A 26,798-nucleotide genomic window follows, 5' to 3' on the forward strand; every position below is an offset into this window, starting at 1 on the left:
TCACTCTATCAGGGCTGCAACATAACCGTTATCAGGACTAAAATTTATGCGTAGACTTCCACCGGTGTTAATTGAAGACGGCTGTTCCCGTGAACTGGTTTCTCTGATCCGAACCATTCTGGCTGCCTGTAAAGAAATCTCTTTCCGCGTAGGTCAGGGCGCGCTGTCAGGCGTGCTGGGCTCAACACTGGATGAAAACATTCAGGGCGAAACTCAGAAGAAACTCGACGTACTGTCTAACCAGCTACTCAAAGACATTCTGCTGGAGTCTGGCTATGTAAAAGCCATTGCCTCAGAAGAAGAAGAAGGCACGGTAGCGGGCAGCCCGGATGCCAAATTTATTGTCGCATTCGACCCGCTGGATGGTTCATCTAATACTGATATCAATTCTCTGGTAGGAACCATCTTCTCTATCATGGAAGCCCCGGAAGATGCCGATCCGGCTGATCCGGCTATCTTTATGCAGCCGGGCCACAAGCAAATAGCCGCAGGCTACGTCCTGTATGGCCCGTGCACCACGCTGGCCCTGACCACAGGTAAAGGCACGCGTATCTTCACGCTAGATAAAACCCACGGCAGCTTCCTGCTGACCGAAGAGTTTGCCAAAGTACCGGCCGACACTCAGGAGTTTGCCATCAACGCGTCAAACCAGCGTCACTGGCAACCGGCCATGCAAAACTACATCAACGACCTGCTGGCAGGCGACACAGGCCCGCGCGGTAAAAACTTCAACATGCGCTGGATTGCTGCCATGGTAGGTGATGTACACCGCGTGCTATGTCGCGGCGGCCTGTTTACTTACCCGGCAGACACTAAAAACCCGGAAAAACCGTACAAACTGCGCCTGATGTACGAAGCCAATCCGATGGCCATGCTGGTAGAGCAAGCCGGCGGTCTGGCCCACACCGGTGAGCAACGCATTCTGGATATCGACCCGGAGCATATCCACCAGCGCGTAGCCGTGATCTTAGGCTCGAAAAACGAAGTCGAAGCGTGTATTGGGTATCATAAATAAGACCCTTATCTAGCTACATACTTTACACGCCATGGTGAGCTCGCCATGGCGTTTTTGTTTCTCCCCTTTTATTTCATCATCACCTGCTCTTGCAGCCTGGAGACTCAATGACACAAGTACACCATTATGGCAGTGCCAGAGAGCTGGACTTTTATATTGAACGTTATCGTTCCTACGTTAGAAGTGCATATTTCGCCAAAAATGCTTTTATCGCGCATAAGACACACCTGGAGTCCATGACTGGTGATAGCTGGGAGTATTCTCAAGCTAAAGACTGGGAGAGTGGATTTAACTTTGCCCTGCATGCCCAACGTCACCACAACGAAGCACGCTGGTTTTTACGTCAAGCTTACAATTACCGACTAGTGCACTTTAAGCGTCATTTATTCCCGCAACAGAGCCATGAACTGCGTATTGAGGACGTAGCAATCAATCGCCCGGGAGAAAGGCTCAGTCATGGTATTCACCCGTCTGACTGGTACGATACCATTATGCTTGCACTGGCTTACAACGAAGGTGAGGCACTAGCCTGGCTGGATAAGTTTGACAAGCAGGCAATGGACTACGATGCCAATGCCCGGTTTATACAGCCCTTACAACTAGCTGAGTTTCACATTGTTAAAGCCATTTTAAAACCGCAGTCCCGGGATCTGGTGCAAACCATCCAGGCCTATATGCAAGTTGATGTTTCAGGAGGAGCGGACAAAGATGCATTCTATGCACACAACTACTCATTGCCTAAGATCGACTGCTTGCTCAGTGTTTTCTGCCATGAGGACGAACAAACCTATCTGCAAAAAATGAATGACGCTCTAGATAAGTTTGCAGCAAGCGCAAAAAAAGCAGACCAAGATGACGACCTGTTCCCGGACTTTGCCCTGGCACTACTCGGGCCAGCTCGCCTAGCCTATCGTAATAAAGGCTATCTGATCCCGGATCACCCTTATCTGCCGCAATGGCTGATCACCGAGGATCTCCACGAAATGGCACCCCCACCTCAGCCAGATTCGCTGTAAGCGGGTACCTTGCCACACAAAACAAAAAAGCCATGGCCGCTTGCGCGTGCCATGGCTTGCTCTTAATCAAACCGTGCTAACGTGCCATTACTGACAATTGGCAATTTCTTTCCATGGGCCCAGTGAGGCCGGGTTGTTACCCTGAGTCCACCACTTCGCTTCATAGGTTTTACCGCCAAAGGTCACCTGATCACCGCCGGTGTATACCTGAGTTTCATTCCAGGGGGCAGGGCAAGAATTGCCAGGTTCAAAGGTCACCTGTACGCTGTGTGCAGCAGACAGTGCCGGGAAAGTGTAGCTTGACTGCGCTGTCACGCTCACGCCATCGACTTTCAATGTAGCAACACGATAGCCGCTGTCTGGTACAAAGGTCAGCGTAAAGTCGGTGTTGCCTTTAGCGCTGATCACACCGCTTGCATCCGGCGCTGGTGAAATGCTACCACCCGTGCCTACAACCGTTGCCGTGATATCGTAGAATACCGGTACGTCAATCACTGCATCGACAAAGTTACCCGATACATAATCGAAGTTTGCAGCGCTGAGGCTGTTCACATCAGTGTTTTTCAGTACCAGACGCTTCTGATCACCTTTTGATGCGGTCTCATCCAGCGTGATCACCGTATCAGTACCTTCCTGCGTTAGCACCAGCATAGAGAAGGTATAGTTGAACAGTGGCATGCTGATCACGGTTTTAGCCGGATCAAAACTGTTCACTGTCAGCGCCATATTCCAGCCCCAGTTTTGGCTGTTCAGAGGCACGATGAAGCCCAGGCGGTCATAACCACCAGTGACATTATCAAACATCTCAGGTGTCAGATCGGCAATTGTCAGGCCTACCAGCTCAACCGAGCTGTAAATACCACCATCTTTAGCCTGTACGCCGACGACCAAAGCGGTGTCTGTTTCGTATGCTTTCAGGTGCTTAAAGCCAATCCCAGCGGTACCACGGATCTTATCCAGCTGAGGATTGAAGCCTGTTACGGTTTGCTTACCTGACCACGCAATTTCATAGATATCCGACTGGGCGATCACCGCTTCGGTATTAACGTTCACAGCCGCAGCCGACACGCCTTCGAGCACCACACGCTGACCAGCGAACGCTAATTCAACACCTGCTGGTACATCTGACACAGACAGGTTACTCAGTGGTGCAGCAGCCTGCCAGTCACGCAAGATGATGCGATCTTCGCCAACAGTGAAGTCACGTACTGTGGTCACTGAGCCGCTTTGCTCATGCAGTTCAATGGTATCTGCACCACCGCCAGGCAGTACTAAGTCGTTACCCCAACCAGCGGAGAGCTTTTCATCGTATTTAGAGCCTTCGATAACGTCATCCGCTGGCGTGTCGAAGATGGTGTTGTAGCCACCAAACTTGTGTACATATTTGGTGATACAGGTACCCAGTTCATCACAAGTGATCTCATCCTTGGTCAGCAGGCGTGCTGTTCCCCAGGCACCACGTAAGTGTGCCGCAGCCAGCAGGCCAGACATGGTTGCTTGTACTGTGATGGCGTTACCATTGTCGTCTGTGCCAGGCCAGCTCTTCGCCAGTGCCTGTTCCCAGGTCATGTTGGCATCGGTCAGCAACTGCGTCATCACGCCATAATTGAAACGCATGGCATCACGCATAACCAATTCCTGATTATCCGGGATCAACAGGTCAGCAAACGAATTGACGCCATTCTTACCAACAAAGGTCCCTTCCCAGCGGTTTACATCTGTTGCCTGGATTTGGTTACCGCCCGAGCCGACGATCTCAACCAGGGCTTCTGTTTTACAGCCAATCCAGGTGCTGTCTTCCACAAACACATAGAAACTGTCGTATTCCTTACCATCCACTGTCACCACTTTCGGGCTATAGTAACCGGCATCAATCAGTACCGCTTCACCCAGCTGATAACCCACGAAGCCCCAGGCATTCATAGAGTTATACTGCATGGTTTTGAACATCTCAGCACTATACGGAGTTTGTGAGTTATAGATGCCGTCAATGCCCAGCTTAGTGAAGAATTGATTAATAGTGGTATCTTCCGGGATCATGCTGCCTGTTGAGCAGTCACGTACCATACGGCCTGGCGCTGACACTTTGGCATACTTGTAAACCGGGTTATTCAGGTTCTCAAGGTAAAAATCTGCCAGAGCAGGGTTAATTCCCGATTCGAAGTTTCTTAAGCTATCCAAAAAGTCCTGTACGCCTGTTCCCGCTGACGCAGAACAACTTAAGATAACGGCTACTGCACATCCTGTCATTTTCAATTTCATTAGGTGTTTCCTCATTATTTTTTTAATCGAAACAAATCCAGCAATATCAACCCGATCAGAGCAACAATTTTAATGAACATCCGCGACCCAACCCTAAGCCGCCTACCAATAAACCCGCATTAATTATCCACACCGGGTTTATATCGCTGAAGCAGTGAGCTAACCTATCTTGCTGAATCTACAAAACAGGCATTTCTATTTGCTCAACTAATATACAAGCTAGCGTTCGCAAAATAATAAGTCAATTGTTTTTACAAAATTTATTGCAATAAAGTTTCATGCGTAGGATCAGGCAATAACAGGTGAAATAAGGCAAGCCGGGCAAACCTGCCTTAACCGAGTAGAAGTGTGGGCACATCGCACCATCCCGGCAAATATTGCTGAGGCATTCAGTGTATGTCCCCCTTATCCGCACACCTGGGCAATCTTCCTTGCCAGGTGATGCGCGGATTGACCAGTTAAAACCGAACTGGCCTAAAGGAAGCGGGAACTTCCCTTATTCTGAGGCCGCACAGCATGGGATGCCGTGCGGGAGATCAGTGTTAGAAACGAACGCTGGCACCCACAAAGTAACGCGTACCAAACTCATCAACAGCGTGCACAATATTGCCTGCCGTTGGCTGTCTTAGCACCAGCGCCTCATTGAGCAGGTTAATCGCTTCAAATGACACATCAATGTTATCGGTCACATGCCATACCACAGAAGCATCAACCTGGTCGTACGCATCATTCAGACTATCCAGACTGCTACCGTTATACTGGCGTACCCAGTCATCACGGTAGTTGTAAGCCAGGCGCACACTGAACAAGTCGTTTTCGTAGTAACCCGACAAGTTGTAGGAGTTTTGCGATACTTCTTCAATGGGCATTTCCTTACCCGTCGAGTCAGTGCGACTGCTATCGGTATAGGTGTAGTTTGCTTGTATACCAAAGCCATTTTCAAACGCATGCTGGTACTGTAATTCAATACCACGCACATCGGCTGTTCCGACGTTACGCGAGCGCGTCACCAGGCACCCTTCACCACATCCAGGATAGAACTCAGCAGCAGTTGTTTGCTCAATGTAGTCACTAATGTTCTTCACAAACAAGGTCGCACCTAAAACGGAAGACGGGTTGAAGTACCATTCGACACCCATGTCGTATTGGTCTGACTTATACGGGTCCAGATCCGGGCTGCCAACATTTGCCGTTTTAAAGCTCTCTGAAATGATGTCTGCAACTTTCATGTCGTCATAATCTGGGCGTGACACCGTAGATCCCGCCGCAAACCGGAAGATCATGTCCTCGCTCAGATCGATCGCCAGGTTCAGGCTGGGAAGATAATTGGTATAGCTTTTATCTACTTCTCCCTTCACCCCATTGATTTCACCTTTGGAGAGAATGTCTGTTTCGACTACACGCAGACCTAAGTTACCGCGAAAACCTTCCCCTGAGAAATTGGCTTTGACGTACGCAGCGGCAATGTCCTCTTCAATGGAGAAAGCATCTTTAACGGTGATCGTGCCCGGTGCATTGTTACGCGCATAGTCCCACAACCCGCGAGTACCGATTGGAAAACCTGACAAGCTGCCAGCACGCCCTTCAGCACTATGCAGACCCGACACAAAGCCGCCATTAAAGTCGCCCAGTGTCAGTCGCTCACCCCCTTCACGGATAGCATCCACATTCAGATCCTGATTATTTTCCTGATATGAGAACACTTGTTCCTGGAACTTGATACCAGCCTGGATTGATGTCATCACAGGAGAATCCAGCTCAAAGGTAAAATCTGCCTGAATATAATCTATCTCATTGTCACGCTCATAATTGATATAGGTATATTCATGGAACAGTTCAAAATTATCATGACTACTCATATAGTCCGGGTTAACCGGAATAAGCTCCAGCGGGCCGCTAACATCGTAAGAAAAACCAGAATTGGCACGCTCACTGATATCACCCCACCACGTACTTGTCTGGCCAATACGGCCTTCAGCAGTTGACTGGCCAATAACAAAGTCGGCGGACCAGGCTTCAGCTTGATAATTTGCAGTAAAGTTAATGACATCCGTTTGCATATCCGGAGTACGCAATACCGTGTTGTTGAAAAGTGGTGCGCGACCCGGGCCTGAGGCTGTGACCGTTGCTGCAGTAACAATCCCTTGCTCATTCACTCTGACCGAATCTCCCTGCAAGGTACCGTAGCCCATGATGGTGAACAAAGCCGAGTTAATGTGGTCGTTTTCCAGTTCAAACAAATTGTAATCCAAGCCTAGTGTCAGCGCATCGCTCGGCGCATACTGAACACTGATCTGGCTGCTGCTGCGCTCTCTGTCCTCATCGAACAGAATAGATGCCGCACAACAAGACGTTTTTCTGAGCACGCCATTACTGTCTTCCAGCTCCGTTGCACCTGGTGGTCCGAATGTGGATAACGTCTCACGATATACTTTCGACTCTTCATTTGAATAGGCAACAAGAATACCAAAGTTCTCCTGCTCGTTTTTCCAACTTGCCAAACCAGAGTAGGCTGGCGACCACTCTTTGGCATTACCATGATAGGCATTTTCTACAGATGCAAACACAGTACCTGAATCCATATCAAGGGGCTTGCGAGTCTTGAGGTTAACCGTACCACCCATCGCGCCTTCGTTAATATCCGATTCAACCGACTTGTAGACATCCATACCGGAGATTTGCTCTGAGGCAAGCATTTCAAAGTTAAAGCTACGGTTCACACCACCCAAATCAAACCAACCAACACTGGCAACGTTCTGACCGTTCAGCAACACCATGCTGTGTTCAGGCGCAGTACCACGCACAGTCACACCACTTACCTCACCAAAGGTTCTGACTACGGTCACCCCTGGAATACGCTGCATTGCATCACCGATATTCTTGTCGGGGAATTTACCTATGTCTTCAGCCGAAATCGAGTCAACAACAGAGTTTGCAAAGCGCTTGGTATTTAGCGCCTCAGTCAGGCTCCGTCTGATCCCTCTGACTTCAATGGTTTCGATTGCCTGATTCGCACCATCCTGTTCCTCTGCCGCAGCACCAAACGACATACCCGACAACGCTGTTGCCACACATACTGCCACGTAACTGGATTTCAGATAGTTATTCAGATACTTGGTTTTTACCTTTGAGCCCTGATTTTTCATGCTCTTCTCCCCTTTGCCTTATCCCAAGCCGTTCATTCCCAGTGAGTCGACTGGCTTGTGTTATTATCAAACTGTCATTTTTTATTAGTAAAATTGATATACTAAGTATTTATTAAATCATTTTGACTAATTGTCAAGCACTTATTATTTCGTTTTACTGATCTTTTTAAAGTTGCTCTGCGATGGCTCGGGCACTCACGGCCCTGCTCGAGTAAGCACAAACATAAGTTGATAGATCAGCATATTGCGATATTTCGTAATCAGAACGCATGGCAACCACAATGACCCTGTCAGGCCATTTTTGTAGCGCCTGTTGGACACGTTGCTGTTGGGCTGCCACGTCAAAGCTTTCTCCTGGCAAGGGGTAATCTTCAGTGATCAGCACTAAGGGTTCAGCCAATGGTTCAGTAGGGGCCTGTAGCGCCGCCATAAACTGATCATGCTGCCAGAGTCGATATTCCCGCCCACGCTCTGCCAGTGTCTCCAGAATCACATCCCGGGCCGAATTCGGGTCGTTAGGACCTATCCCCCGGCTGTTGACAATGTTGTCGTACCCTTTGGGATCAGCAGCAAACGCCAACGTAAAGGCGCGTCCTTCGAGTGGCCATAGCTGGTCGTCATTGCGTAATACTCGAATGGCCGAATTTGCCGCCTCTCGCGCCAGTTCATTCGCACTTTCCAGTACACTGGCCGATGTTTGTGATGAAGTTGCAAAATGCTGGTACTTAAATGCCAGTACCTGTTGCAAGCGAGCATCAATAACCGATTCACTTAAGCTACCCTGCTTAACCGCAGCGATAACGCCATCAATGGTTTGTGCCTGAATCGCTTTGTAAGGGGTGGTGCTGTTTTCGTAGTGCTCTTCACTGAGCATTACCAGGTTGGCGCCTGCTTGCAATGCCAGGATAGCCGCTTCTTCTGGCGCATAGTTTTTGCGCATGGACCACATATTCATACTGTCGGTGATAATAATGCCGTTAAACCCCAACTGCTGGCGCAAAACCCCCTGCAAAATAGTGGACGATAAGGTCGCCGGATAGTCGGCATCTATTTGAGGGTAGCTGATATGACTGGTCATGATCAGCGGAACACCAGACTCAATCGCCGCCTTAAAAGGCAACAGATCTTCACACATCAATTGCTGCAAAGACTTGTCTACTACAGGCAGTGTCTGGTGCGAGTCATTGTGGGTGTCTCCGTGACCCGGAAAATGTTTGGCACAACTCAGACTGCCGCTGCGCTGCACACCACGAACCGCAGCAGCAACATGACGAGCAACGTGATGGGTCTGCTCGCCAAAGGCGCGCAGTCCAATGATCGGGTTATCCGGATTAGCATTCACATCAGCGCAGGGTGATAGCAGAGTATTGTAGCCAACTTGCTGCATCTGCTCGGCAAACACCTGATACATATCTGCAGTCAGTGCCGTATTGTCCGCCTTACCCAGGCCCAGGTTACCCGGGCCCAGATCGGTATACTGAGTCAGGATCCCCCAGGAACCTTCCTGATCAACAGCCAGCAATAAAGGGGCATCACAGGCTCTCAACGCTGCTTCATGCTGTAACTCATGAGCTAATTGCGCCGCGCTAGTCGGGTTAGCAGCATTATCATCCGTAATGTAAAAGCCGCCGATATGCCGCTCCTTGACCAGCGTCTTTGCGTAGTCACGGTCTTCTCCGGCAAATGCCAGAACAAACAGCTGTCCGACTTTTTCTTCGATAGAAAGTGTGTCGATAAGCTGTGCTACTTTCTTTTCAATATCCATACTGCCCTCGATTTTTGGCAAAACAAAGCCCTCAGCGCCACGGCGCCGATTTATTATTCGTTCAGATAAGGAAGCGCCTGTCTGGCACCTCTCGGGTGAAACTGATCCGTTTACATGCCAGTCCAGAGCAGGAGGCGGAGCAATACGCACCCACCTTTAGCTCGTTGGCCAGGCATGAAACCGGACAGATAGTCTGTTAGGCTGCGGACTTAGCGCCCGTGATCAGTCCGACCAGATCTTCTTTGGTCACATCGCTGACCGACACATCTGCCACCGATTGCCCCTGATACAACACCACCGCACGATCACAGGTTTCAACCACATGCTGCATGTTGTGACTGATCAGCAGCACAGCAACCCCCTGAGAGCTGATCACATTGATCAGTTCATTGACCTGCGCACTCTGCTCAACACCCAGTGCTGCCGTCGGCTCATCCATGATCACAATGTCGGCTCCCCAATTCACCGCGCGAGCAATGGCAACAGCCTGACGCTGACCACCAGAAAGGCGATGGATCTGTTCCTGATAACTCGGAATGCGGCTGTTCAGCCGATTCAGGGCTTTCTTCGCACGCTTCTTCATGGCTTTTTTATCCAGCCAGCCAAGTCGGCGTAAGATTGGATTCTTATGGCGGATCTCTCGGTTAAGAAACAGGTTTTCTGTGATATCGAACTCCGGCACCATGGCCAGGTCCTGAAACACCGTTTCTATTCCCGCTTCACGTGATGCCAGAGGAGAGTCGATATGCACCGGCTGACCATTAACCAGAATGGCCCCTTCATCGGGCGGGTGGATCCCGGAAATGCAGCGCACCAGAGTTGATTTACCAGCACCATTGTCGCCGAGCAATCCCACAACTTCGCCTTTGTTGATGGTAAAGCTCACGCCTTTAAGCGCATGTACACCACCAAAACGCTTATGTACGTCCCTCACTTCGAGGGCGATTTGATCCAATGCACTTCTAACCATTTTTCAACTCCTTGACACCAATTGCCACAGCCACAATCAAGATGGCACCGCGCGCTATCATTTGTTCGTTTGTGGAAAAACCAGACAAGATCAAACCGTTGTTGATCATGCCCATTAACCAGGACCCCAGAATGGCGCCGATAATACACGCGCGGCCACCAAACAAGCTGGTGCCACCAATCGCAACGGCTGCAATAACGGTCAGCAAATCTGCCTCACCCAGGGTATAACGCGCGCCGTGCAAACGACCGGCATACAAGAGTCCGGCCAGCGCAGCCGCCATAGAAGAAATAACCAGGGCATAAATGCGCACCTGAGTCACTTTAATCCCCATCGCCAGAGCCGCTTTAGGGCTACCGCCCACTGCAAGTAAGTGCTTACCAAATGCAAGCTTAGTCAGGACCACATAGCCCAGTGCCGCTATCACCAGGGTCCAGATAAATAAGGAAGGAATGCCAAACAGTTCACCCGCACCAAAAAAGGCGGTAAAAGTTTGATCTATGATTGGCACAGACTCCAGGTTCGTGAGCTGGCGCGACAAACCGGTGATCACGCCCATAGTGCCCAGGGTGATCAACAAAGATGACACCTGCAAACGCTCAATCAGCAAACCGTTGATCAGGCCGACGATCAAACCGACACTGAGTGCCCCCAGCACGGCCAGAGGAATGCCCACATGCTGTAACAACAAGGCACCAACCAGGGCAGATAGCGCCACCACAGAGCCTATTGATAAGTCAATATGACCTACTGCCAGCGCAAAGGTCAGCCCCACGGCCATCACCGTAATAGGCGCAGTTTGACGCACGATGTTCATAAAGTTGGTCAGGCTAAAAAAGCCTGTATCATGCAGTGCGACTGCAAAAATCAGCATCACCGCAAGGAATATATAGTAGATAAAAAACTCTCGTTTCACAGCCAGCAACTTGAGTTGCTGCATAGGTAGTTGATTAACGCTCATGGTATTCCTTATTGTTTTAACGCTAAATTCAGGAGTCTTGGCAGTGGCGACTGAAATGCGCGCTGCCAGATCTCAGCAATGTTGTCTCGCTTAACGGTGTCAAACGGCACTAAGGTAAAGTGTGGCGCCGGTAAACCCAATGTAGAGGCAGCGCCAAGTCGGGCCATGGTCTGCCCGATGTCGAATGGCCTGTCTGCAATGGTGCCATACACATTGCCATCCATCGCCATATCCAGCAGGTTATTCACTCCCAGATCATGGGTGATCACTTTAATGTCGCGTCGACCTAAAGAACGCAGTGCTTCTACCACCCCTTCCGCGGCGGCATCCCAGGACACATAAATGGCCTCCAGTTCAGGATGCTGCAGTACCATCGCCGCGGCGACATTGCTGGTCTCATGCTCTTTAATGAATCCTCTTTCGATAACCACATTCAATCCGGGGTAAGCTGTTAGTCCCTTGCGGTAGGCATTATCACGATTATTGGTGATAAAATAGCTGGCATCGTGGTAAATCATGCCGATTTTGCCTTTATCTCCCAACGCATTGGCCGTCAGATCAGCCGCCGCTTTGCCCATACCAAACATGTCATCCGTCACGATACCGACGAAGTCTTTGCCTTGCTCAAAACCCGGGATGGGGTTGCTCAGTAATACCAATTTAGCGCCACGCTCAATGGCTTTGGCATAACTTTGCTTGGTACTAACTCCATCAACACTGAGCGAAAGAATAATATCGGGTTTCAGCGCGGCAATGTTCTCCAGATCGGCCACTTGCTTCGCAGGATCAAACTGGGCGTCAGTCGCAGCCACCACTCTAATGCCTAGTTTTTCAAATTCGGCACGTGCGCCGCGCGATACTGCAGCCACCCACGGACTGGCTCCATGCCAAACAAGCGCAGCAGTCAAATCTTTTGATTTAATTTGCTCACTCTGCTGCTCTGTCAGGTGGATATCACTGGATTTTGCCGCTTTGCTCCAGTCTATACTTTGTGCTGCCCAGCTCATCGACGTTGCACAGAGCGCAGCAGCGGCAAACATCCCGCTAAACCACGTCCGACGGCGGTGGCCATTCATCTGAGTTCCTGTAGACATAGGTAGATCCTGCTGTTGATTATTAAAATTCGCGCTTGCGAACGCCCTAACTGCCATTTTTATACTGGCATTTAGGATCTGTTTTGTTGTATTTATAGTCATATTCAGCCAACAAACCGTTTATGTCAATTAGTTTGACTAATTATTTTTTATTCGGTTTAGCCTCATGATCGAGTAAGATAATCGGCTTAGTTCAGGGAGAATGTGTTGTGTAAGCAGGTACATACGGCACATTGACTGGGGTGATATCATGATAAAACCCCCAAATTAGATTCAAATAGTAAGGCGAACACATTGAAAGGCTCCAACGCAAAACAGAATAAATCGATAAATTTGCGTCTTGTACTCTCTCAGATTGTCACTCAGGGGCCAATCTCCCGTGTTGAGATTGCCCGCAATACCCAGTTGACCAAACAAACCATAACGAACATGGTGGAAGAACTGCTGAGCGTTCAACTTGTTGAAGAAACCGGTATAAAAAAATCAGAAGGTGCGGGTAAACCTTCAAAAATGCTGATTCTGAATAAAAAGGCGGCATATACGCTGGCAATACGCATCGTTGATCGCGAGCTGGAAGTTGGCCTGTTTTATCTCAACGGTGAACTACTCAACCGACTACACACCCACCTTGATACAGGCGATACCCTGCTCGATAAGGCCAAATATCTGATTGACACCTTATTGACCGTCGCCAACCTGAGCGTTTCTCAGGTGCTTGGCTGCGGCCTATCGGTACAACTGAGCCATCTTAAAGGCGTCGAAATTTTTGCCCACAATCGGGAACTTCAGCAGCAACTGGCCGATACGCTGGGCGTACCCGTGGCACTGGAAACAACGGCATCTGCCTGCGCCAGTTTTCAGATGTTGTTTGGCGAAGCCCGGCTGCTGGACAGCTTTGTCTATGTACATCTGGGTAACCAGGTGGAGTCGGCGGTGGTATACGATCGACGGATCCTGCTCGGTCAGAATGGTCTGACCGGCGCACTGGGTGAGCTGTTTGTGACCCCTGAAACAGATGATGACACCGCTGAACTGGGTCGGCTGAACGACTTTGCCTCGTTAAGTGCCCTAAAAAACAGCCTCGGACGCCCAGGTTGCAGCACCGAAGAGCTGCATCACCAGCTACAGGAACACCCGGTGATAGAGCGCTGGCTCGAACAGGCTGCGGAGCCGATGCGGATAGCAATCCACAGTATTGAGTCCCTGCTGAATACCCAAACCATCATTTTGGGCGGTGACATCAATGACTGGCTGCTTGATAAGCTCACATCTGAATTACGCCCGTTTATTCCGTCCATTGCGCAGTTTGGCGAACGCCAGGTGGTGCGACTGGTCAAAACCCCGGACGTCGCCAACATTGCCCTCAAGGGCATTGCTACCTTGCCGTTGCACAGTGCACTCAGCGCTAAAAACATGCAGACCTTGTACTTTCCAGCTATCAACCAGCCCAGTGAGCTTCAGGAGCTGGTCTACTAGATTAGTAAAGTGTTATGTGGGGCAAGTGGCAACAGGCAGACTTGCGTCTTGCCCCCATTCACTCCAGGACCCGTCATAAACAGATAAAGGGTAAAACCCACACTCATCCGCAATCATGGCCAAAATGCAGGCCGTGACCCCGGAGCCACAGCTAAACTGTAAGGCCTGGTTAATAACCCCGGCTTCCGTTAATAAAGCCCGTAACTGCGCTTTCGGTTTAATTAACCCACTGTCATCCAGCACGCTCGCATAATGGACATTCGCACTGCCCGGAATATGGCCACTGCGCATCCCCACGCGAGGTTCTCGTTCCTGGCCACTAAACCGCGCCGGGCTGCGTGCATCCAGTAATAATACTTCAGGGTTGTCTATCGCTTCTAACACGTCATGCTTATCAATGAAGTAACCTCTTTGAGGATCGGCGACGAAATCTCCGGGTTCACTGCTATGTGCATAATCAGTCGCAACAGGTAAGCCCAGTTCAAGCCACTTGACTAAGCCCCCGTCCAGCACATAAACCTGCTCAAACCCCATAGCCTTAAACATCCACCAGGCCCGGGCAGCACTGAACAAAGCAAAATTGTCGTAAACAACCACAGTATCCTGCTGGTTAATTCCCAATGCCCTGACGCCACGCTGAAATTGCGCTGCGCTGCACATTGTATTGGGGCATGCGCCAGTGACATCACTAAAGGCGTGGCTGATATCAAAACGTTTTGCCCCCGCAATGATCCCCGATGGCACATAATTTCCTTTTGTTCCTGGTTTGAGCATGCCGCAATCAAGCACAGTGACGCGACTGAGGTTTTTCAGTAACCAGTGACAACTTTTAGTGTTTTTCATTTTTTAACTTTTGTATAAATTTGTAGGACAAGGATGATTTTGTTCATTCGCTTTGGGTATACTAGTTTGGATCAGTGCCCATAACAAGAAAACCCATGTCCAAGAAAGCCATCGAGCCTAATAACATCAATGGTCCCATTTTAGTGATACTTCCTCGCTTTATTGGCGACGCTATCAACTCATTACCTGCGATCGAGCTGCTCAATAACTTGTATCCAGGAAAAAAGGTGTGCTTACTTATTCGCCCCTACATGCGTGACGTGTTGGAAAGGGCTGAAGGATATGACTTTGAGTTGATAGAAGATGCTCGCTATCATCCAAATGAGCGTATCGGTTTATATCGCTTCGCCAAAACACTGAAAGCCTCTCAATTCTCCATGGCGGTACTGTTACGTGGTTCATTCATAGAAGCAGTATTGGCAAAACTGGCAGGGATCCGTTATGTGGTTGGCTATGCTCAGAATGGCCGCAAACCTTTACTTTCTCACCCGCTTAAACTCAACGAATGTCATCATTATATCTTTCGCTATTGTCGTCTGGTAAATGACGCACATGGGAAACCACTGCAGAGTTTCTCTTTACCGCGACTTAAAGCAAACAAAGCTCAACTGACACACCCGGAGCCTCATGCAACCGCAGTTTATATTGGCGGCAAGAACAAGGCGACGCGTCACTACCCGGTGCATCTTGCAGCAAACGCGTTGACGAAAATTGTCGCTCAAACTCAGACACATTTGTATTTACTGGGCGATAGCAGCGAATACCATGACGCTGAAGAGTTGAGGCAACAGCTTGCTAGAAAAAATATTGAAGCAACTAATCTCGCCGGTACAACCTCATTAGGCGAGCTAGTCGATACAATCTCAGCCATGGATGCAATGATTACTATAGATTCAGGACCAATGCATATTGCATCCGCATGCAATATACCGACGCTGGCATTAGTTGGTCTGGGCACTTCTCCTTTTTCACTGGTCGCCCCTCTAACGACCCATTGTCAAGTTATTACCAGTCACTCAACAAGCCTTAATGAAGCTGAGATTATTTGCGCAATAGAGCCAGAATACCTTGCCGAACGATACCTGGATCTGTTCAAATAAGCAGGTGACACTTTAATGACATCGTCCTGAGTAATTTCGTAGTAAACACAATGATGCAACCTCCTATTTTTATTATCAATATGGATGGCTGTGAAGACAGATGGCAAACAACCTATACTCGCTTACAAGAAGTAGGGCTGGATGCTAGCCGTTTTTCTGCCACCAACGGCAAGCAGCTGCCTGAATCAGAAGTAGCAACCTGGTATGACCAAGAAGCTAATTTGCAACGCTATCACAGACACCTGACACCAGGTGAAATTGGCTGCTACATTAGCCACTATCGTATCTATGAAAAAGTAGTCAACGAAAACCTGCCTTATGCGCTCGTACTTGAAGATGATCTTCATATTGAAGACAGCCTGGCATCATTATTGGCTCTCATACCAGACCTGAAAGGCTGGGATATGATCAAATTATCCGATAATCGCGCCAACCCTTTTATTGATACGCGAGCGCTCAATGAACAATTTACCCTAGGTAACTACAAGAAAGTACCAAACGGCACTCAAGGCTATCTTATCAGCCTGGCTGGCGCTAAGAAATTACTCAACCGCAAGCCTTTTTATCGACCTGTGGATGTCGACCTGCAATTTCACGGTGAAATCGGACTACGCGTAGTCGGTATCAAACCGTATCCCGTCTCAGAAGATATTAGCTTCGAAAGTGAGATTGCCATCCTGAACAAAGGGCAACATTCCGGCAGAAGCACCTTTACTCGGAACGCAAAGCACCGGATCAGATTATTTTTGCAAAGACAATTTCGCTCAGCGACATTGAAGGATATTCTCTGATATCCGCTGAGTAACGACCTGCTTTAGCATCTAGTCACGCCTCTCCCATTAGGCTAGTCCCCTCATTAGGATACTGGCGCTAAGTTTATAAACTTTGCAAACTTAGTTACAGCATCCTACTTTGGCTACCCACTGAACATGTGTCGCAAATCCAACTGCGATACGGATATAAATACGACTATGAACTGGCGGAGTGTGATAACTTATTTGCACTTCGTTATCTGAACTATTTTAGCCCTATGTCATTCTAACGAACGCTAAACTGGGATGTTCAGTTACGACATTGCCAAAATGAGCATTTTCATATCTAATGACAACCTTGTGCAAAGCACAGGTACAATGCAGCAGCATTCACATCAATATCAGGGGAAAACACTTGAAAAAAGCAATATTTACATTGGCCATAGGTAATAACCCTATGTATCGTGCTGCACTTAAAAGCTTCGAAATATATGCTAAAAAGGTAGGTGCTGATCTCATCATTTCAGACTCATTGCGCTACCCCATCAAAATAGATAACCCACGATATAACGCCAGCCCGGCCTGGACTGAGAAGTTAAGAATTGGCGCGCTCCTTGAGGAATATGACAGAGTGCTATACGTTGATGCCGACGTGTTGATCACGCCTCATGCAAGGGATGTGTTTGAACTTTACCCTGATACGAGTAAAGCGTACTGGTTTAACGAAGGGGTAAAACAAGAGCGAGCGCCTGATATTGAGATGATCCAGCAGGAACTCGGCAAGGTTAACTGGCCACAGCAAGACAATCGCCCAGTCTACTACAATGCCGGAATCATTCTTACTTCAAAACAGTGCGAACTTTTCAAAAAAACTGAATTGAATGACTTACAAAAAATCTGTAACAAGATCACTCACTATGACCAAAGCTATTTTAACTACACTTTGCATAGACATAACATTGCTCATGAAACACTCGACAGGTCATTTAATCGTATGGATATGTTCGGTCATGATGACTACCTTGAAGCTGATTTTATTCACTACGCAGGTAAAGGCTACGCAAAAAATAACCGCCGTCGGGATGTACAGTTTATCCGGGACTTCGCTCAGTTCTACAAGGGGATCGTAGATGACGCAGAAATAGCGACACTAAAGGCACACGCCTGGACTCTTTACCTGGAAAAGATCCACAAGAAGTACCCACTTCCAAACTTCATTTTAACTCAACTGTGTCAATGGTATGTACCCAGATAATTGGAAACAAGGCATTTTTATTGCCACTCCCGGTCATAGTGATTAAGCAATTTGGCTCTGATACTTGCGCGTTTTATTTAGTGACGAAAGCATGACTTAGACAGAGCGGACTATGTGGGGTCACTGAGAAAAGTAACTTCACAGTAAAAACAGTGCTGTTGGCGAAAAAGTATAGAGTATCATGCTATAGAGCCACGGTGCCGGCATGTTCACTCTGTTTATGATGTGAGTATATTGATAAAAGGGCAGTAGCGGATCACTAAGTCACAGAGAATACAACAACGCCAGAAAAAATAATGAATATAGGTAGGGCAAGAATGAGTACGGGCAATACGCCCATACTCATTACTTTAAACTCTTGTCGTTACTTACAAGAGCCCGATGTTACTCGAATAGAGGAAGCTTCATCGTTAAAGTTGTATGCGCGCAATGTCGGCGCGTTTTTACCAACCTTTTTACTCGCACCTCTGAAGTGATGATCTCTGTACAGTGTAACACATGAGTTAATGCCAACTTTTATAGAAGAAACCACATCATTTGCATGCCACTCTTTGTGCCAGTATGTAGCATCGTGTCCCTTGTCCAAATCACGAATGAAAGAATTTGGTGGTAATGAGAAATGTCCGCCACGTGTATTGTAATCACCATGGTTGTAGAAGTGAGTCATGATAGCACTTTCACAACGGTGGCTCTTAAATACCTGAATTGACGTGGTTTCATCGTTAAAACGGTAGTCAACCAAGTCTGCATACTCTCCGCCAGAAAAGTATTTCGCAGTTGAGCTGTAACCTGCATTCTTATACAGAACAACACAAGTACCGTGATCTACTTTTAAAGATGAGACACTGTCATTCGCGAAGATACGACGCTTATTCAGCTCATCAATCATTTCCCCATCGCCAATGTAACTTGACTTACCTTTAAAGTAACCGTGCTCATAAATTGTTGCGCCTGCGGTTGCACCAAAAGACAGAGTCGCCAACAAAGCTACCAATGAATATTTCATTCCATGTTTCCTTTATTACTACAAATTGGGGGCGCAATTCTAGAGAACGTGTACCCATATTGCAACATCAATATGATTATTTTTATATTAAATAAAAAAACCAAAAAATGTATTTTTATGGATTGAAATTAAAAAAAGGTAAAAACCATCGGATTTTATATCTATATTTTTATCATTTCACTGCGCAATGGTGCCAGCTTTGAGAGGATTTGGTTTTGCGTAGTATGGGCTATTCCGGCTTCGGTCATGGCATTGATCAACAGCTCAACCACACGGTTAAAATCAGCTTCGGTGATCTTCATTCCGGTATGGATCTGGACCATAGAATCGCCCTGATACTCACAGGGCCCATCAAGGGTATCGCATAAGTGAGTGATAAAACCCTGGCGGAAATGGCTCACATTAGCTTTGGCAAAATAAGGCAGAATGGCTTTATCACGCCCTATCTGCTGAATGAACAAATCGACCAGGCGCTCCAACCCTGCTTGACCACCAATCTGCTGATATAAGCTTGGTGTGATACTGGACTGGCATCCTCCCATGGAAAGACTGGTCAGTAGTATTATCAGACTACACAGTGCGTTGCGAGCATGGTATGTGATGCGCTGATACACCCTAACTCCTTAAAAATAGCCGGTGACAGAAACATACCAACCGGTCTGATCTGGCTGACCTGCAATGCTGCCCAGATCCAGCCAAGCCGCGGTGATATTGACCTGCTTATTGATAAACCAGGCAACAAATACATCCCGCCATGCCTGCTCACCCAACCCGAGATTGTCGGGCTTTTCGCGATACTCGTAGCCCAGCGCCAGCTCCCTGCTGAGAAAAATGGCCGCACTGGCTTCGAGGTAAATGCGTTCACCGCCCTGCTGACCACCATAGCCCAGCAAACCTAGTTGATTGGCCTCGGTATGGCGCGCTGTGATATTCCAAAATGCGTTAAAGCCACCCAGTGCTCCCAGGTGCAGCTTGCTGGCAGCCAGATAGATATCGGTGCCGCTGTCGTCCTCGGCGCCCAGCAAAGCGGCAACAGCATCATCTTTGAGTGACTTGTGCTGCATACCCAAGCTCACCTGTGGCCAGGCACTGTAGACGATATCCCCATACAGACGCACTTTAACGCCGCTTACCGACTGCTCGATCTCAGTATTGAGTGCTGGTACGGCAAAAGTTTGCTCAGCATAACTCAGCTCTACGCGGTCAAACAGGTTGGCCTGAATACCGCACACATCCAGTCGGTAATCATCAACGCTGGCGCGGCTGCAAAAGCCGCCAAGACTCCATTGCTCGTCACTGGCATACCCTGCCAGCTGAGCCCAGGGCACAATGCCCCCACCTGCGCTGCCTTCTACCTGAGAAACACCGGGTGTGGCCAGTAACTTACCGGAACCTGCCATACAGGTGGCACTTATCCATAGTGCGCAGCCTGATAAAACGACTAAACAGAGACTAGCCTGCTTCATGATACTGGCCAAGCCATTGTGTCAACAGCTCCGCCTTCAGTGGTTTACTCAGATAATACCCCTGAGCATAATCACACCCCATTTCTTTGAGCAGCTCCAAAGACGCTTTATCCTCGACCCCTTCAGCAACCACAGAGAAACCAAGTTGATGACCCAGACTGATAGTGGAGCGCACAATACACTGATCCTGATGTGTTTCGGCCAGCTTCAGAATAAACACCTTATCCAGCTTGAGCTCATCAATCGGTAGCATTTTTAAGCGGCCCAGTGAGGTCTGCCCGACACCGTAATCGTCCAGTGAAATATGTACGCCAATCTCTTTGAGCACTTTAAGTGCGGCAATCCCTTTCTCTTCATTCTCGATCATATCCCGCTCTGTCAGCTCTATGGTGATCAATGAAGGCGATATCTGATAGCGATCCAGCATGGCTTCCAGATGGGGTACAAAGTCGGGATCCGCAATATCCTGTGCCGACACATTGATGGCCGCTTTCATGGTGATCCCTTGCTCAACCCAGTTGGCAACCTGCGCTACCACCGTTTTAAGCACCCACTGAGTCAGCTCGACGATCAGCCCAGACTGCTCTGCCAGGTCAATGAAAAACTCAGGCGAGACCCACTCGCCATTACGCCGCTGCCAGCGGATCAATGATTCCACCTTATCTACCTGCTGACTGTGCATGTTGAGCTTAGGCTGATAAGTCATAAACAGCTGGCCGTCGTCACTTTGCAGCGCCGCTTTGAGCTCATCAATGATCAATAAGCGCTCCAGGTAGGCTTCGTCTTCGCCGGTTTGATAAAAATACACTGAATTACTGCCCTGCTGCGCCGCATTGTCTGCTGCAATCAAAGCACGGCGTACCAGATCTTCCGGATCGTCTGCCTGCTCAGGGTAATGGACTACCCCCACACTAAAGCGCAGATTGATCTCCAGTTTCTGTACCTGGTAGGGCTGGTTCAGCGCACTCAGAAATCCCGCGACACAGCCTTCCATTGAACTGTCTTCTTTGGCCGCCAGCACAGTTAAAAACTCATCCCCACCGAGCCGGGCATTCAGCCCTTCAAAACTGGCACCGATTTGTTCAATCCGCTGTGCAACGGCCTGAATACAGCTATCGCCCACACGTGGACCCAGCTTATCGTTAATGTGCCTGAGACCTTTAATGTCCACAACCAGCAGATAATAGACACGGCCATCTTGCAACAAGCGGGTAAGCTTCTCCATGGCGGCCGCCCGATTGTAAAAGCGTGTCAGACCATCGTGGCTGGCCTGATAACGAATTTGCTTTTCCCGCGCCTGAATGTCATCGCCCATTTCATGGAAGGCATCAACCAGCTGGCAGATCTCTTTAGTCGGTCTCGATTCATGTACGGTGGCTTCGTAGTCACCCAAAGCAAATCGACGTGCCATCACCGTTAGCTGCTGTAACGGGGTGGCCAGGTTCCGCGCTAAAAAGCCACTGGCCACAAAGCCAAACAGCATGGTCACACAGGACGATAAAATAATGGTCAACACCAGCTGATCGAATTCCTGATAGTCTTTGGTCATATCAGCGCTTAATACCAAACTAACCGGAGAAGAGTTCAACGCGGGCAAAGCAACCTCCGCATTAATATAAACCGGAAACTCGCTCAGCCAGCGGGTGATTTTTTGCTCATGCAGATAGGCGAACAGATCCTGGGATTCGGGCAAACGCAACGAGCTGGCTTTGATCTGCTCACCATGGCCAATAAAGCTCATTTCCATTCCTGTCAGTTCACGCAGCTGACCCGCCACTTCCGTATCAACGGCAAAGCCAACAATCGCAAAAGCAATGGTACGTGGTGCCTTCACGGGCAAAATAATGGCCTGATACAATTGTTTATCCAGGCTGACAAAAGCAGACTGTTCGGTATGATTTAACAACTCTCTGAGCAACGGGCGCAGATCTTCAGCCAGCTCAATTTCGGCCTGATTGGCAGAGATCAGTTGACCGCGCACGTCCAGCAGCAACATCAGATCAGCATCGATACGCTGACTGTGATTAAACAGCACGCTTTCAATGGTCGGTGCATCGCGCGTTGCAACCGCCTGTTTAAAGCCAAAATCTTGCGTCAGTACCGTAGCGGCGGTCACCAGCAAACGCTCTTTGGCACTGAGATATTGCTGATAGACATTTTGCGCCGTCTGAATATCCTGCTGCACCTTGCGCTCATTGAACTGGCTGGTAGACCACCAGAAACTGGCTAAGCTGGCAACCGCTGTCAGCAGTACCAAACCGACGCACAAGGCGATAATACGATTTTTAAAACTAGTGCCCATGATGATCCTTAAACATCTCCGAGAATGTGTTTCTGGGTGCCGGTGCCTGTGTTTCTACAATAGCAGACCCGGATTGTTGTAATTCTGTCACCGTCACTATCCTGCGAGTGTCGATATCCTGTGTTTGTTGTGCATGCCAGATAGCCACTTGCTGCGCATAAGCAGGTAACTGCACTGTGCCCGATTGATCGCTGGTAAGCACGTCTTTTGATTGAGAAACATAGATATAGCCCACCATTGAATCATGAATATTACATCCTAGAACAACGACCCCCGGTTGTTCAAATCGTATCGGTTGAATAGGTGTACCCGCATATAATTTAAGCTCAAAACGCTTGGTCTCAGAAAAAGAATAGACATGATGACGAATATCATCACTGTTGGGAAAGCTCACCGCCTGGCCCTGCATTATAGTCAACAGTCTGGGCTGAAATTGTTTATTGACCTGATCCATCACGGCGACTTGCTGCACCTTGCCCGCACGTAAGGGGGCAACCACTTCAACCACCACATCAGGTAAAGGCGCACCGTGCTGATCACGCAATTGAAGGGTGTATCCGTTACCTGCACCATTGCCGAGTGCATTCTCAGCCCCATAAACAGGGCCACCTAAGGTGGCAAGTACCCAAACGTACACTGGCCAGGCAAACATACGCAGGCCAACTATCTTTCGTGCACGCCCCAGCGCTCGCCTGATCACGATCAGGTGCCCTTGTGCGATCCTTACCGGGTTATGCCCGCTGACGTTCATGGAAATTTGCCTGAGCCACTTGCTTACCTTAAGTAAAAGTGACGCTGAAAAGAAAAGCAAGGACGAATACACATTCACGCCAGCATCCAGCGTAAAAACAGCCATAAAAAAAGCGGCTTATCGCCGCTTTCTTTATGTTTTTCAGACTACTCAGGCGTCAATCAGGCCATACTCTTTATCCAGTACGGCAATTACCTCATCACGTGGGTTCTGAGGAATACTGAGCTGTTGGCCCACAATTTTACTGGCGATGCCCACGTACGTATCTGACACCGACATCATCACCTGCTCAGGCAACTTATAACTGGCAGCCAGCTGTTCTCGCTCGCTCATGCGGTCTTTGTTCAGCAATACATCGCTATCCGGTACATTGTTGATCAATAACTGACGGAAGCCCTCTTTAGAGTTCTCAACAATTTTACCGTCACGGTATGCCGGGCCATCCCAGATCCGTGATGAATCCGGCGTGCCTACCTCATCAATGTAGATTAGGCGTTCACTGCCATCTTTATCTTCTACGTAACCAAATTCAAATTTGGTGTCCACAAAGATTTGATCCAGCTTGGCCAGCTCTTTAGAGATCAACGCAAAGCCCTCGCTCAGCAGCTGCTCATAACGGGCCACATCGGCGTCTGACTTAAAGTTAAACGCATCCAGGTTATCCGTGATATTGCGGCGTGTGATATTCACATCATCGACTTCCGGCACATCTGGCAGGCCACGAATGATCCCTTTTGTTGACGGCGTGATCAGCACATCATCAAGCTTTTGATGCGCAGTCAGGCCTTCTGGCAAATTGATCCCACAGAACTCACGTACACCTTTGCTGTAGTCGCGCCACATGCTGCCGGTGATATATTGGCGGGCGATGGCTTCGACGCGCACGGTGCTGGCTTTGCGCACGATCCACACGTATGGGTGAGGTATATCCACAATGTGATTACCTGCCAGACCCGCTTCATCGAATAGTTTAAACCAATGGGCGGCGACACTGTTCAGTGCGATACCTTTGCCCGGTACACCATTGAGGCCATTTTCGCCCTGCCAGATGCAGTCAAAGGCCGAGATGCGATCCGAGATCACCATGATCGCCAGCTCTGTTCCGGCAGGCACATCATAGCCTTTTTCTTCGATCAAACGGGCACTGTCCTGGTCGGTTAACCAATAAACTGAACGTACTTTACCACTGTGCACAGCACCTTTGGTGCGAATGGGTAGATCGTCATTGACGTCTAGAACTTTGTAGCTACTCATTGTATCTCCATAGAGAACGGCTGCGTCTTGCTAAAGGACGCAAAATACAGAGGGGGTTAGAGCGGTGTATGATAGTCGAGCAGCCAACAAATCACAATTGCTTTACCGCACTGAACGGCGATATGCCGCAGGTGGGTTTAGCTTGCGGCACAAGTATTTTATGATGCGGGCGTGATCCGCCATTGATGTGAGACTATGTTAGAGATTAACGACCTGATTTTTCGCTGGCCCGGTGCCGCCGACGCCACCCTCAACATACCCAAACTTGAAGTCGCCGCCGGTGAGCGGGTCTTTTTACATGGCCCAAGCGGCAGTGGTAAATCAACGCTACTGGGACTGTTGAGCGGAATTAACAAGGCAGAAGCCGGCAGCATCCGCTTGCTTAACAGTGATCTGGCACAGCTCAGCGATGCCGCCAGAGACAAATTCAGAGCCGATCACATCGGCACAATTTTTCAGAACTTCAATTTACTGCCCTACCTGAGTCCGGTTGAAAATGTCATGCTCGGCTGCCATTTTTCCCGCAGCCGTACCGACCGCATTAAGGCGTCGGGTAAAACCCTGGCTCAGCAGGCCGAGCTGTTGTTACAGGAACTTGGTCTGGATGCCAGCATCATGTCACGTTCTGTGGCTCAGCTGAGTATTGGCCAGCAACAACGTGTTGCCGCAGCCCGGGCCTTTATTGGTCAGCCTGAGTTGATCATTGCTGACGAGCCCACCTCCGCACTGGATGCCGACAATCGCAATACCTTTATCGAGTTACTATTTAAAGAGGCCAGCCAATATGGCGCAACCATTTTGTTCGTCAGTCATGACAGCAGCCTGGCCCCTTTGTTTGACAAACACCTGAGTCTGGTTGAATTAAACGGAGCAAGCCAATGAGATTAATCAGTCTGGCGAGCAAAAGTATGCTCAACCGCAAGGCCAGCGTGCTGCTGACCCTGTTCACTATTGCCATCAGTGTGATGCTGCTGCTGACCATTGAAAGGGTGCGTCAGGAAGCGAAAAGCAGCTTTAGCAATACCGTATCAGGTACCGATCTTATCGTCGGTGCCCGAAGTGGCGACATCCAGCTGCTGCTCTCCAGTGTCTTTCGTATTGGTCATACCAATAATAGTGTAAGCTGGGACAGCTATCAGGATATCAAGGCGCAGCGAGGAGTGAGCTGGACTATTCCCATCAGCCTGGGCGACAGCCACAAAGGTCATGCGGTACTGGGCACCGACAGCGCTTACTTTGAACACTTTCGCTATGGTAAGAAACAAACGCTGGCTTTCACCGCAGGCCGCGCTTTTGTTAATGCACAGGAAGTGGTGCTGGGCAGTGACGTCGCCCAAAAAATGCATTATCAGCTTGGTCAGCAAATTGTGATTTCACACGGTATGGGCAATACCAGCTTCCATCATCACGATGATAATCCGATGACTATAGTTGGGATCCTGGCACCGACCGGCACACCGGTCGATAAAACCGTGCATGTGCCACTGGCGGCCATCGAGGCCATGCATAGCCAGCCTAAATCAACTCCCCGCATGCTAGGTAAGCCAAAACAGCCAGCTGGACACAAGCATGACCATCAAGATGAACATGGGCACCATGACAGCCATGACCACGGCCATGCAGATGAACATGAGCACCATGACAGCCATGACCACGACCATGACAGCCACGACCACGACCATGCAGATGAACATGAGCACCATGACAGCCATGACCACGGTCATGGACACGATAAACCCGACACCGTCGCAGTTGCGGTACCAGCCCCCGCAGATCTGCATGGCGATCTGATTGGTGAACCCAAACAGATCACGGCATTTTTAATGGGGCTGGACTCCCCGCTATACACCTTGCAGATCCGCCGTAATATCAATAATTACAAAGCAGAGCCGCTGCTGGCCATCATGCCCGGCGTTACATTACGTGAGCTGTGGCGCATGCTGGGCCTGGTAGAAAAGATCCTGCTGCTGTTTTCTGCCGTGGTGGTCTTGATCAGCCTGCTGGGCATGCTGACCACCTTGTTGGCGACGCTGAACCAGCGCCGCCGAGAATTGGCCATTTTGCGCTCTGTGGGCGCGCGACCACGACACATTTTCACTCTAATGAGCAGCGAAGCTATCTTAATTACCGCAGCAGGCTGCACATTAGGCATTGCCTTGTTTTACGCCCTGATTGCACTGGCACAAGGCACGCTGCAAAGTCAGTTCGGAGTTAGCCTGAGCATTTCACTGCTCAGTCACTATGAACTCATGTTGATCGGGGTTATTATGGCGGCCGGCACACTGATGGGCATATTGCCTGCAACCCGAGCCTATTTCTATTCGCTCAGCGATGGCATGAGCATCAAGCTATAAGAGGTTTTGA

At 49.1% G+C, this 26,798-nt stretch carries 21 protein-coding genes; 8 read left to right on the forward strand and 13 right to left on the reverse strand.

The annotated features are described in order from the left end of the window. Positions 1-46: 46 nt before the first annotated feature. Both MHN31_RS10270 and MHN31_RS10275 read left to right on the forward strand, forming a co-directional pair. Positions 47-1,015: a class 1 fructose-bisphosphatase gene (locus tag MHN31_RS10270; protein ID WP_125558429.1), complete on the forward strand. Its 969-nt coding sequence runs from the start codon at positions 47-49 to the stop codon at positions 1,013-1,015. A gap of 107 nt (positions 1,016-1,122) precedes the next feature. Further along, a complete protein-coding gene (locus MHN31_RS10275; protein ID WP_194866628.1) occupies positions 1,123-2,031 on the forward strand; it encodes an immunity 49 family protein in 909 nt (302 codons plus the stop codon). Positions 2,032-2,118: 87 nt separating this feature from the next. On the opposite strand, the gene MHN31_RS24230 is transcribed toward MHN31_RS10275, so the two are convergent. The 6 genes from MHN31_RS24230 to MHN31_RS10305 form a co-directional block, all read right to left on the reverse strand. Continuing rightward, complete coding sequence (locus MHN31_RS24230; protein ID WP_125558433.1) at positions 2,119-4,293, reverse strand: carbohydrate-binding protein; 2,175 nt, start codon at positions 4,291-4,293, stop codon at positions 2,119-2,121. Positions 4,294-4,835: 542 nt separating this feature from the next. Beyond that, entirely contained in the window at positions 4,836-7,439 is a 2,604-nt protein-coding gene (locus MHN31_RS10285) for a TonB-dependent receptor (protein ID WP_125558435.1), read from the reverse strand. 166 nt (positions 7,440-7,605) lie between these two features. Next, entirely contained in the window at positions 7,606-9,204 is a 1,599-nt protein-coding gene (locus MHN31_RS10290; RefSeq protein ID WP_194866631.1) for a glycoside hydrolase family 3 protein, read from the reverse strand. A gap of 196 nt (positions 9,205-9,400) precedes the next feature. Then, entirely contained in the window at positions 9,401-10,174 is a 774-nt protein-coding gene (locus tag MHN31_RS10295; protein ID WP_239444233.1) for an ATP-binding cassette domain-containing protein, read from the reverse strand. Continuing rightward, positions 10,167-11,135, reverse strand: a complete 969-nt coding sequence (locus tag MHN31_RS10300) for an ABC transporter permease (protein ID WP_125558439.1) — start codon at positions 11,133-11,135, stop codon at positions 10,167-10,169. The genes MHN31_RS10295 and MHN31_RS10300 overlap by 8 nt, the downstream gene beginning before the upstream one ends. Before the next feature lie 8 nt (positions 11,136-11,143). After that, positions 11,144-12,229: a substrate-binding domain-containing protein gene (locus MHN31_RS10305; RefSeq protein WP_228553062.1), complete on the reverse strand. Its 1,086-nt coding sequence runs from the start codon at positions 12,227-12,229 to the stop codon at positions 11,144-11,146. A 294-nt stretch (positions 12,230-12,523) separates the two neighbouring features. On the opposite strand from MHN31_RS10305, the gene MHN31_RS10310 reads away from it, so the two are divergent. Beyond that, positions 12,524-13,705, forward strand: coding sequence for an ROK family transcriptional regulator (locus MHN31_RS10310; RefSeq protein ID WP_125558440.1), 1,182 nt, complete (start codon positions 12,524-12,526; stop codon positions 13,703-13,705). Between the two features lie 12 nt (positions 13,706-13,717). On the opposite strand, the gene MHN31_RS10315 is transcribed toward MHN31_RS10310, so the two are convergent. Then, positions 13,718-14,548, reverse strand: coding sequence for a sulfurtransferase (locus tag MHN31_RS10315; RefSeq protein ID WP_194866632.1), 831 nt, complete (start codon positions 14,546-14,548; stop codon positions 13,718-13,720). A gap of 95 nt (positions 14,549-14,643) precedes the next feature. Between MHN31_RS10315 and MHN31_RS10320 the strand changes: the two genes are divergently transcribed. The 3 genes from MHN31_RS10320 to MHN31_RS10330 all read left to right on the forward strand — a co-directional run bounded on the left by MHN31_RS10320 (position 14,644) and on the right by MHN31_RS10330 (position 17,655). Further along, positions 14,644-15,648: a glycosyltransferase family 9 protein gene (locus MHN31_RS10320; protein WP_125558444.1), complete on the forward strand. Its 1,005-nt coding sequence runs from the start codon at positions 14,644-14,646 to the stop codon at positions 15,646-15,648. Between the two features lie 50 nt (positions 15,649-15,698). Then, the gene (locus MHN31_RS10325) at positions 15,699-16,439 is read left to right on the forward strand and encodes a glycosyltransferase family 25 protein (RefSeq protein ID WP_228553063.1); all 741 of its coding nucleotides are present in this window, start codon (positions 15,699-15,701) and stop codon (positions 16,437-16,439) included. Positions 16,440-16,815: 376 nt separating this feature from the next. Then, positions 16,816-17,655, forward strand: a complete 840-nt coding sequence (locus tag MHN31_RS10330) for a glycosyltransferase (RefSeq protein ID WP_194866633.1) — start codon at positions 16,816-16,818, stop codon at positions 17,653-17,655. A 364-nt stretch (positions 17,656-18,019) separates the two neighbouring features. On the opposite strand, the gene MHN31_RS10335 is transcribed toward MHN31_RS10330, so the two are convergent. The 6 genes from MHN31_RS10335 to MHN31_RS10360 all read right to left on the reverse strand — a co-directional run bounded on the left by MHN31_RS10335 (position 18,020) and on the right by MHN31_RS10360 (position 24,434). Continuing rightward, positions 18,020-18,661, reverse strand: coding sequence for a beta/gamma crystallin-related protein (locus MHN31_RS10335; protein ID WP_239444234.1), 642 nt, complete (start codon positions 18,659-18,661; stop codon positions 18,020-18,022). 161 nt (positions 18,662-18,822) lie between these two features. Continuing rightward, positions 18,823-19,203: a group 1 truncated hemoglobin gene (locus tag MHN31_RS10340; protein ID WP_239444274.1), complete on the reverse strand. Its 381-nt coding sequence runs from the start codon at positions 19,201-19,203 to the stop codon at positions 18,823-18,825. An 81-nt stretch (positions 19,204-19,284) separates the two neighbouring features. Then, positions 19,285-20,061: a DUF3034 family protein gene (locus MHN31_RS10345; protein ID WP_239444235.1), complete on the reverse strand. Its 777-nt coding sequence runs from the start codon at positions 20,059-20,061 to the stop codon at positions 19,285-19,287. A 52-nt stretch (positions 20,062-20,113) separates the two neighbouring features. After that, the gene (locus tag MHN31_RS10350; RefSeq protein WP_125558452.1) at positions 20,114-22,429 is read right to left on the reverse strand and encodes an EAL domain-containing protein; all 2,316 of its coding nucleotides are present in this window, start codon (positions 22,427-22,429) and stop codon (positions 20,114-20,116) included. Beyond that, positions 22,419-23,285 (reverse strand): methylamine utilization protein, encoded by an 867-nt coding sequence (locus tag MHN31_RS10355; protein WP_239444236.1) that lies wholly within the window; start codon positions 23,283-23,285, stop codon positions 22,419-22,421. Before MHN31_RS10355 ends, MHN31_RS10350 begins: the two co-directional genes overlap by 11 nt. A gap of 45 nt (positions 23,286-23,330) precedes the next feature. Beyond that, on the reverse strand, positions 23,331-24,434 hold the full coding sequence (locus MHN31_RS10360) for a phosphoribosylaminoimidazolesuccinocarboxamide synthase (RefSeq protein WP_194866637.1): 1,104 nt from the start codon (positions 24,432-24,434) through the stop codon (positions 23,331-23,333). A gap of 195 nt (positions 24,435-24,629) precedes the next feature. On the opposite strand from MHN31_RS10360, the gene MHN31_RS10365 reads away from it, so the two are divergent. Together MHN31_RS10365 and MHN31_RS10370 are read left to right on the forward strand one after the other, a co-directional pair. Beyond that, a complete protein-coding gene (locus MHN31_RS10365; RefSeq protein WP_239444237.1) occupies positions 24,630-25,316 on the forward strand; it encodes an ABC transporter ATP-binding protein in 687 nt (228 codons plus the stop codon). Further along, positions 25,313-26,788: an ABC transporter permease gene (locus tag MHN31_RS10370; RefSeq protein ID WP_239444238.1), complete on the forward strand. Its 1,476-nt coding sequence runs from the start codon at positions 25,313-25,315 to the stop codon at positions 26,786-26,788. Before MHN31_RS10365 ends, MHN31_RS10370 begins: the two co-directional genes overlap by 4 nt. Positions 26,789-26,798: the final 10 nt, after the last annotated feature.

The sequence above is a fragment of the Pseudoalteromonas sp. McH1-42 genome (genome assembly GCF_022347845.1).
Taxonomy (GTDB): Bacteria; Pseudomonadota; Gammaproteobacteria; order Enterobacterales; family Alteromonadaceae; genus Pseudoalteromonas; species Pseudoalteromonas rubra_D.

Bases quoted from the DNA above. Each gene is read 5' to 3' on its own strand.
- MHN31_RS10300 (WP_125558439.1), bottom strand. From the start codon at position 11,135: ATGAGCGTTAATCAACTACCTATGCAGCAACTCAAGTTGCTGGCTGTG.
- MHN31_RS10365 (WP_239444237.1), top strand. From the start codon at position 24,630: ATGTTAGAGATTAACGACCTGATTTTTCGCTGGCCCGGTGCCGCCGAC.
- MHN31_RS10345 (WP_239444235.1), bottom strand. From the start codon at position 20,061: ATGGCAGGTTCCGGTAAGTTACTGGCCACACCCGGTGTTTCTCAGGTA.
- MHN31_RS10370 (WP_239444238.1), top strand. From the start codon at position 25,313: ATGAGATTAATCAGTCTGGCGAGCAAAAGTATGCTCAACCGCAAGGCC.
- MHN31_RS10285 (WP_125558435.1), bottom strand. From the start codon at position 7,439: ATGAAAAATCAGGGCTCAAAGGTAAAAACCAAGTATCTGAATAACTAT.
- MHN31_RS10275 (WP_194866628.1), top strand. From the start codon at position 1,123: ATGACACAAGTACACCATTATGGCAGTGCCAGAGAGCTGGACTTTTAT.
- MHN31_RS10340 (WP_239444274.1), bottom strand. From the start codon at position 19,203: ATGGGAGGATGCCAGTCCAGTATCACACCAAGCTTATATCAGCAGATT.
- MHN31_RS10335 (WP_239444234.1), bottom strand. From the start codon at position 18,661: ATGAAATATTCATTGGTAGCTTTGTTGGCGACTCTGTCTTTTGGTGCA.
- MHN31_RS10320 (WP_125558444.1), top strand. From the start codon at position 14,644: ATGTCCAAGAAAGCCATCGAGCCTAATAACATCAATGGTCCCATTTTA.
- MHN31_RS10270 (WP_125558429.1), top strand. From the start codon at position 47: ATGCGTAGACTTCCACCGGTGTTAATTGAAGACGGCTGTTCCCGTGAA.
- MHN31_RS10350 (WP_125558452.1), bottom strand. From the start codon at position 22,429: ATGGGCACTAGTTTTAAAAATCGTATTATCGCCTTGTGCGTCGGTTTG.
- MHN31_RS10295 (WP_239444233.1), bottom strand. From the start codon at position 10,174: ATGGTTAGAAGTGCATTGGATCAAATCGCCCTCGAAGTGAGGGACGTA.
- MHN31_RS10315 (WP_194866632.1), bottom strand. From the start codon at position 14,548: ATGAAAAACACTAAAAGTTGTCACTGGTTACTGAAAAACCTCAGTCGC.
- MHN31_RS10290 (WP_194866631.1), bottom strand. From the start codon at position 9,204: ATGGATATTGAAAAGAAAGTAGCACAGCTTATCGACACACTTTCTATC.
- MHN31_RS10305 (WP_228553062.1), bottom strand. From the start codon at position 12,229: ATGTCTACAGGAACTCAGATGAATGGCCACCGCCGTCGGACGTGGTTT.
- MHN31_RS10325 (WP_228553063.1), top strand. From the start codon at position 15,699: ATGATGCAACCTCCTATTTTTATTATCAATATGGATGGCTGTGAAGAC.
- MHN31_RS24230 (WP_125558433.1), bottom strand. From the start codon at position 4,293: ATGAAATTGAAAATGACAGGATGTGCAGTAGCCGTTATCTTAAGTTGT.
- MHN31_RS10360 (WP_194866637.1), bottom strand. From the start codon at position 24,434: ATGAGTAGCTACAAAGTTCTAGACGTCAATGACGATCTACCCATTCGC.
- MHN31_RS10355 (WP_239444236.1), bottom strand. From the start codon at position 23,285: ATGGCTGTTTTTACGCTGGATGCTGGCGTGAATGTGTATTCGTCCTTG.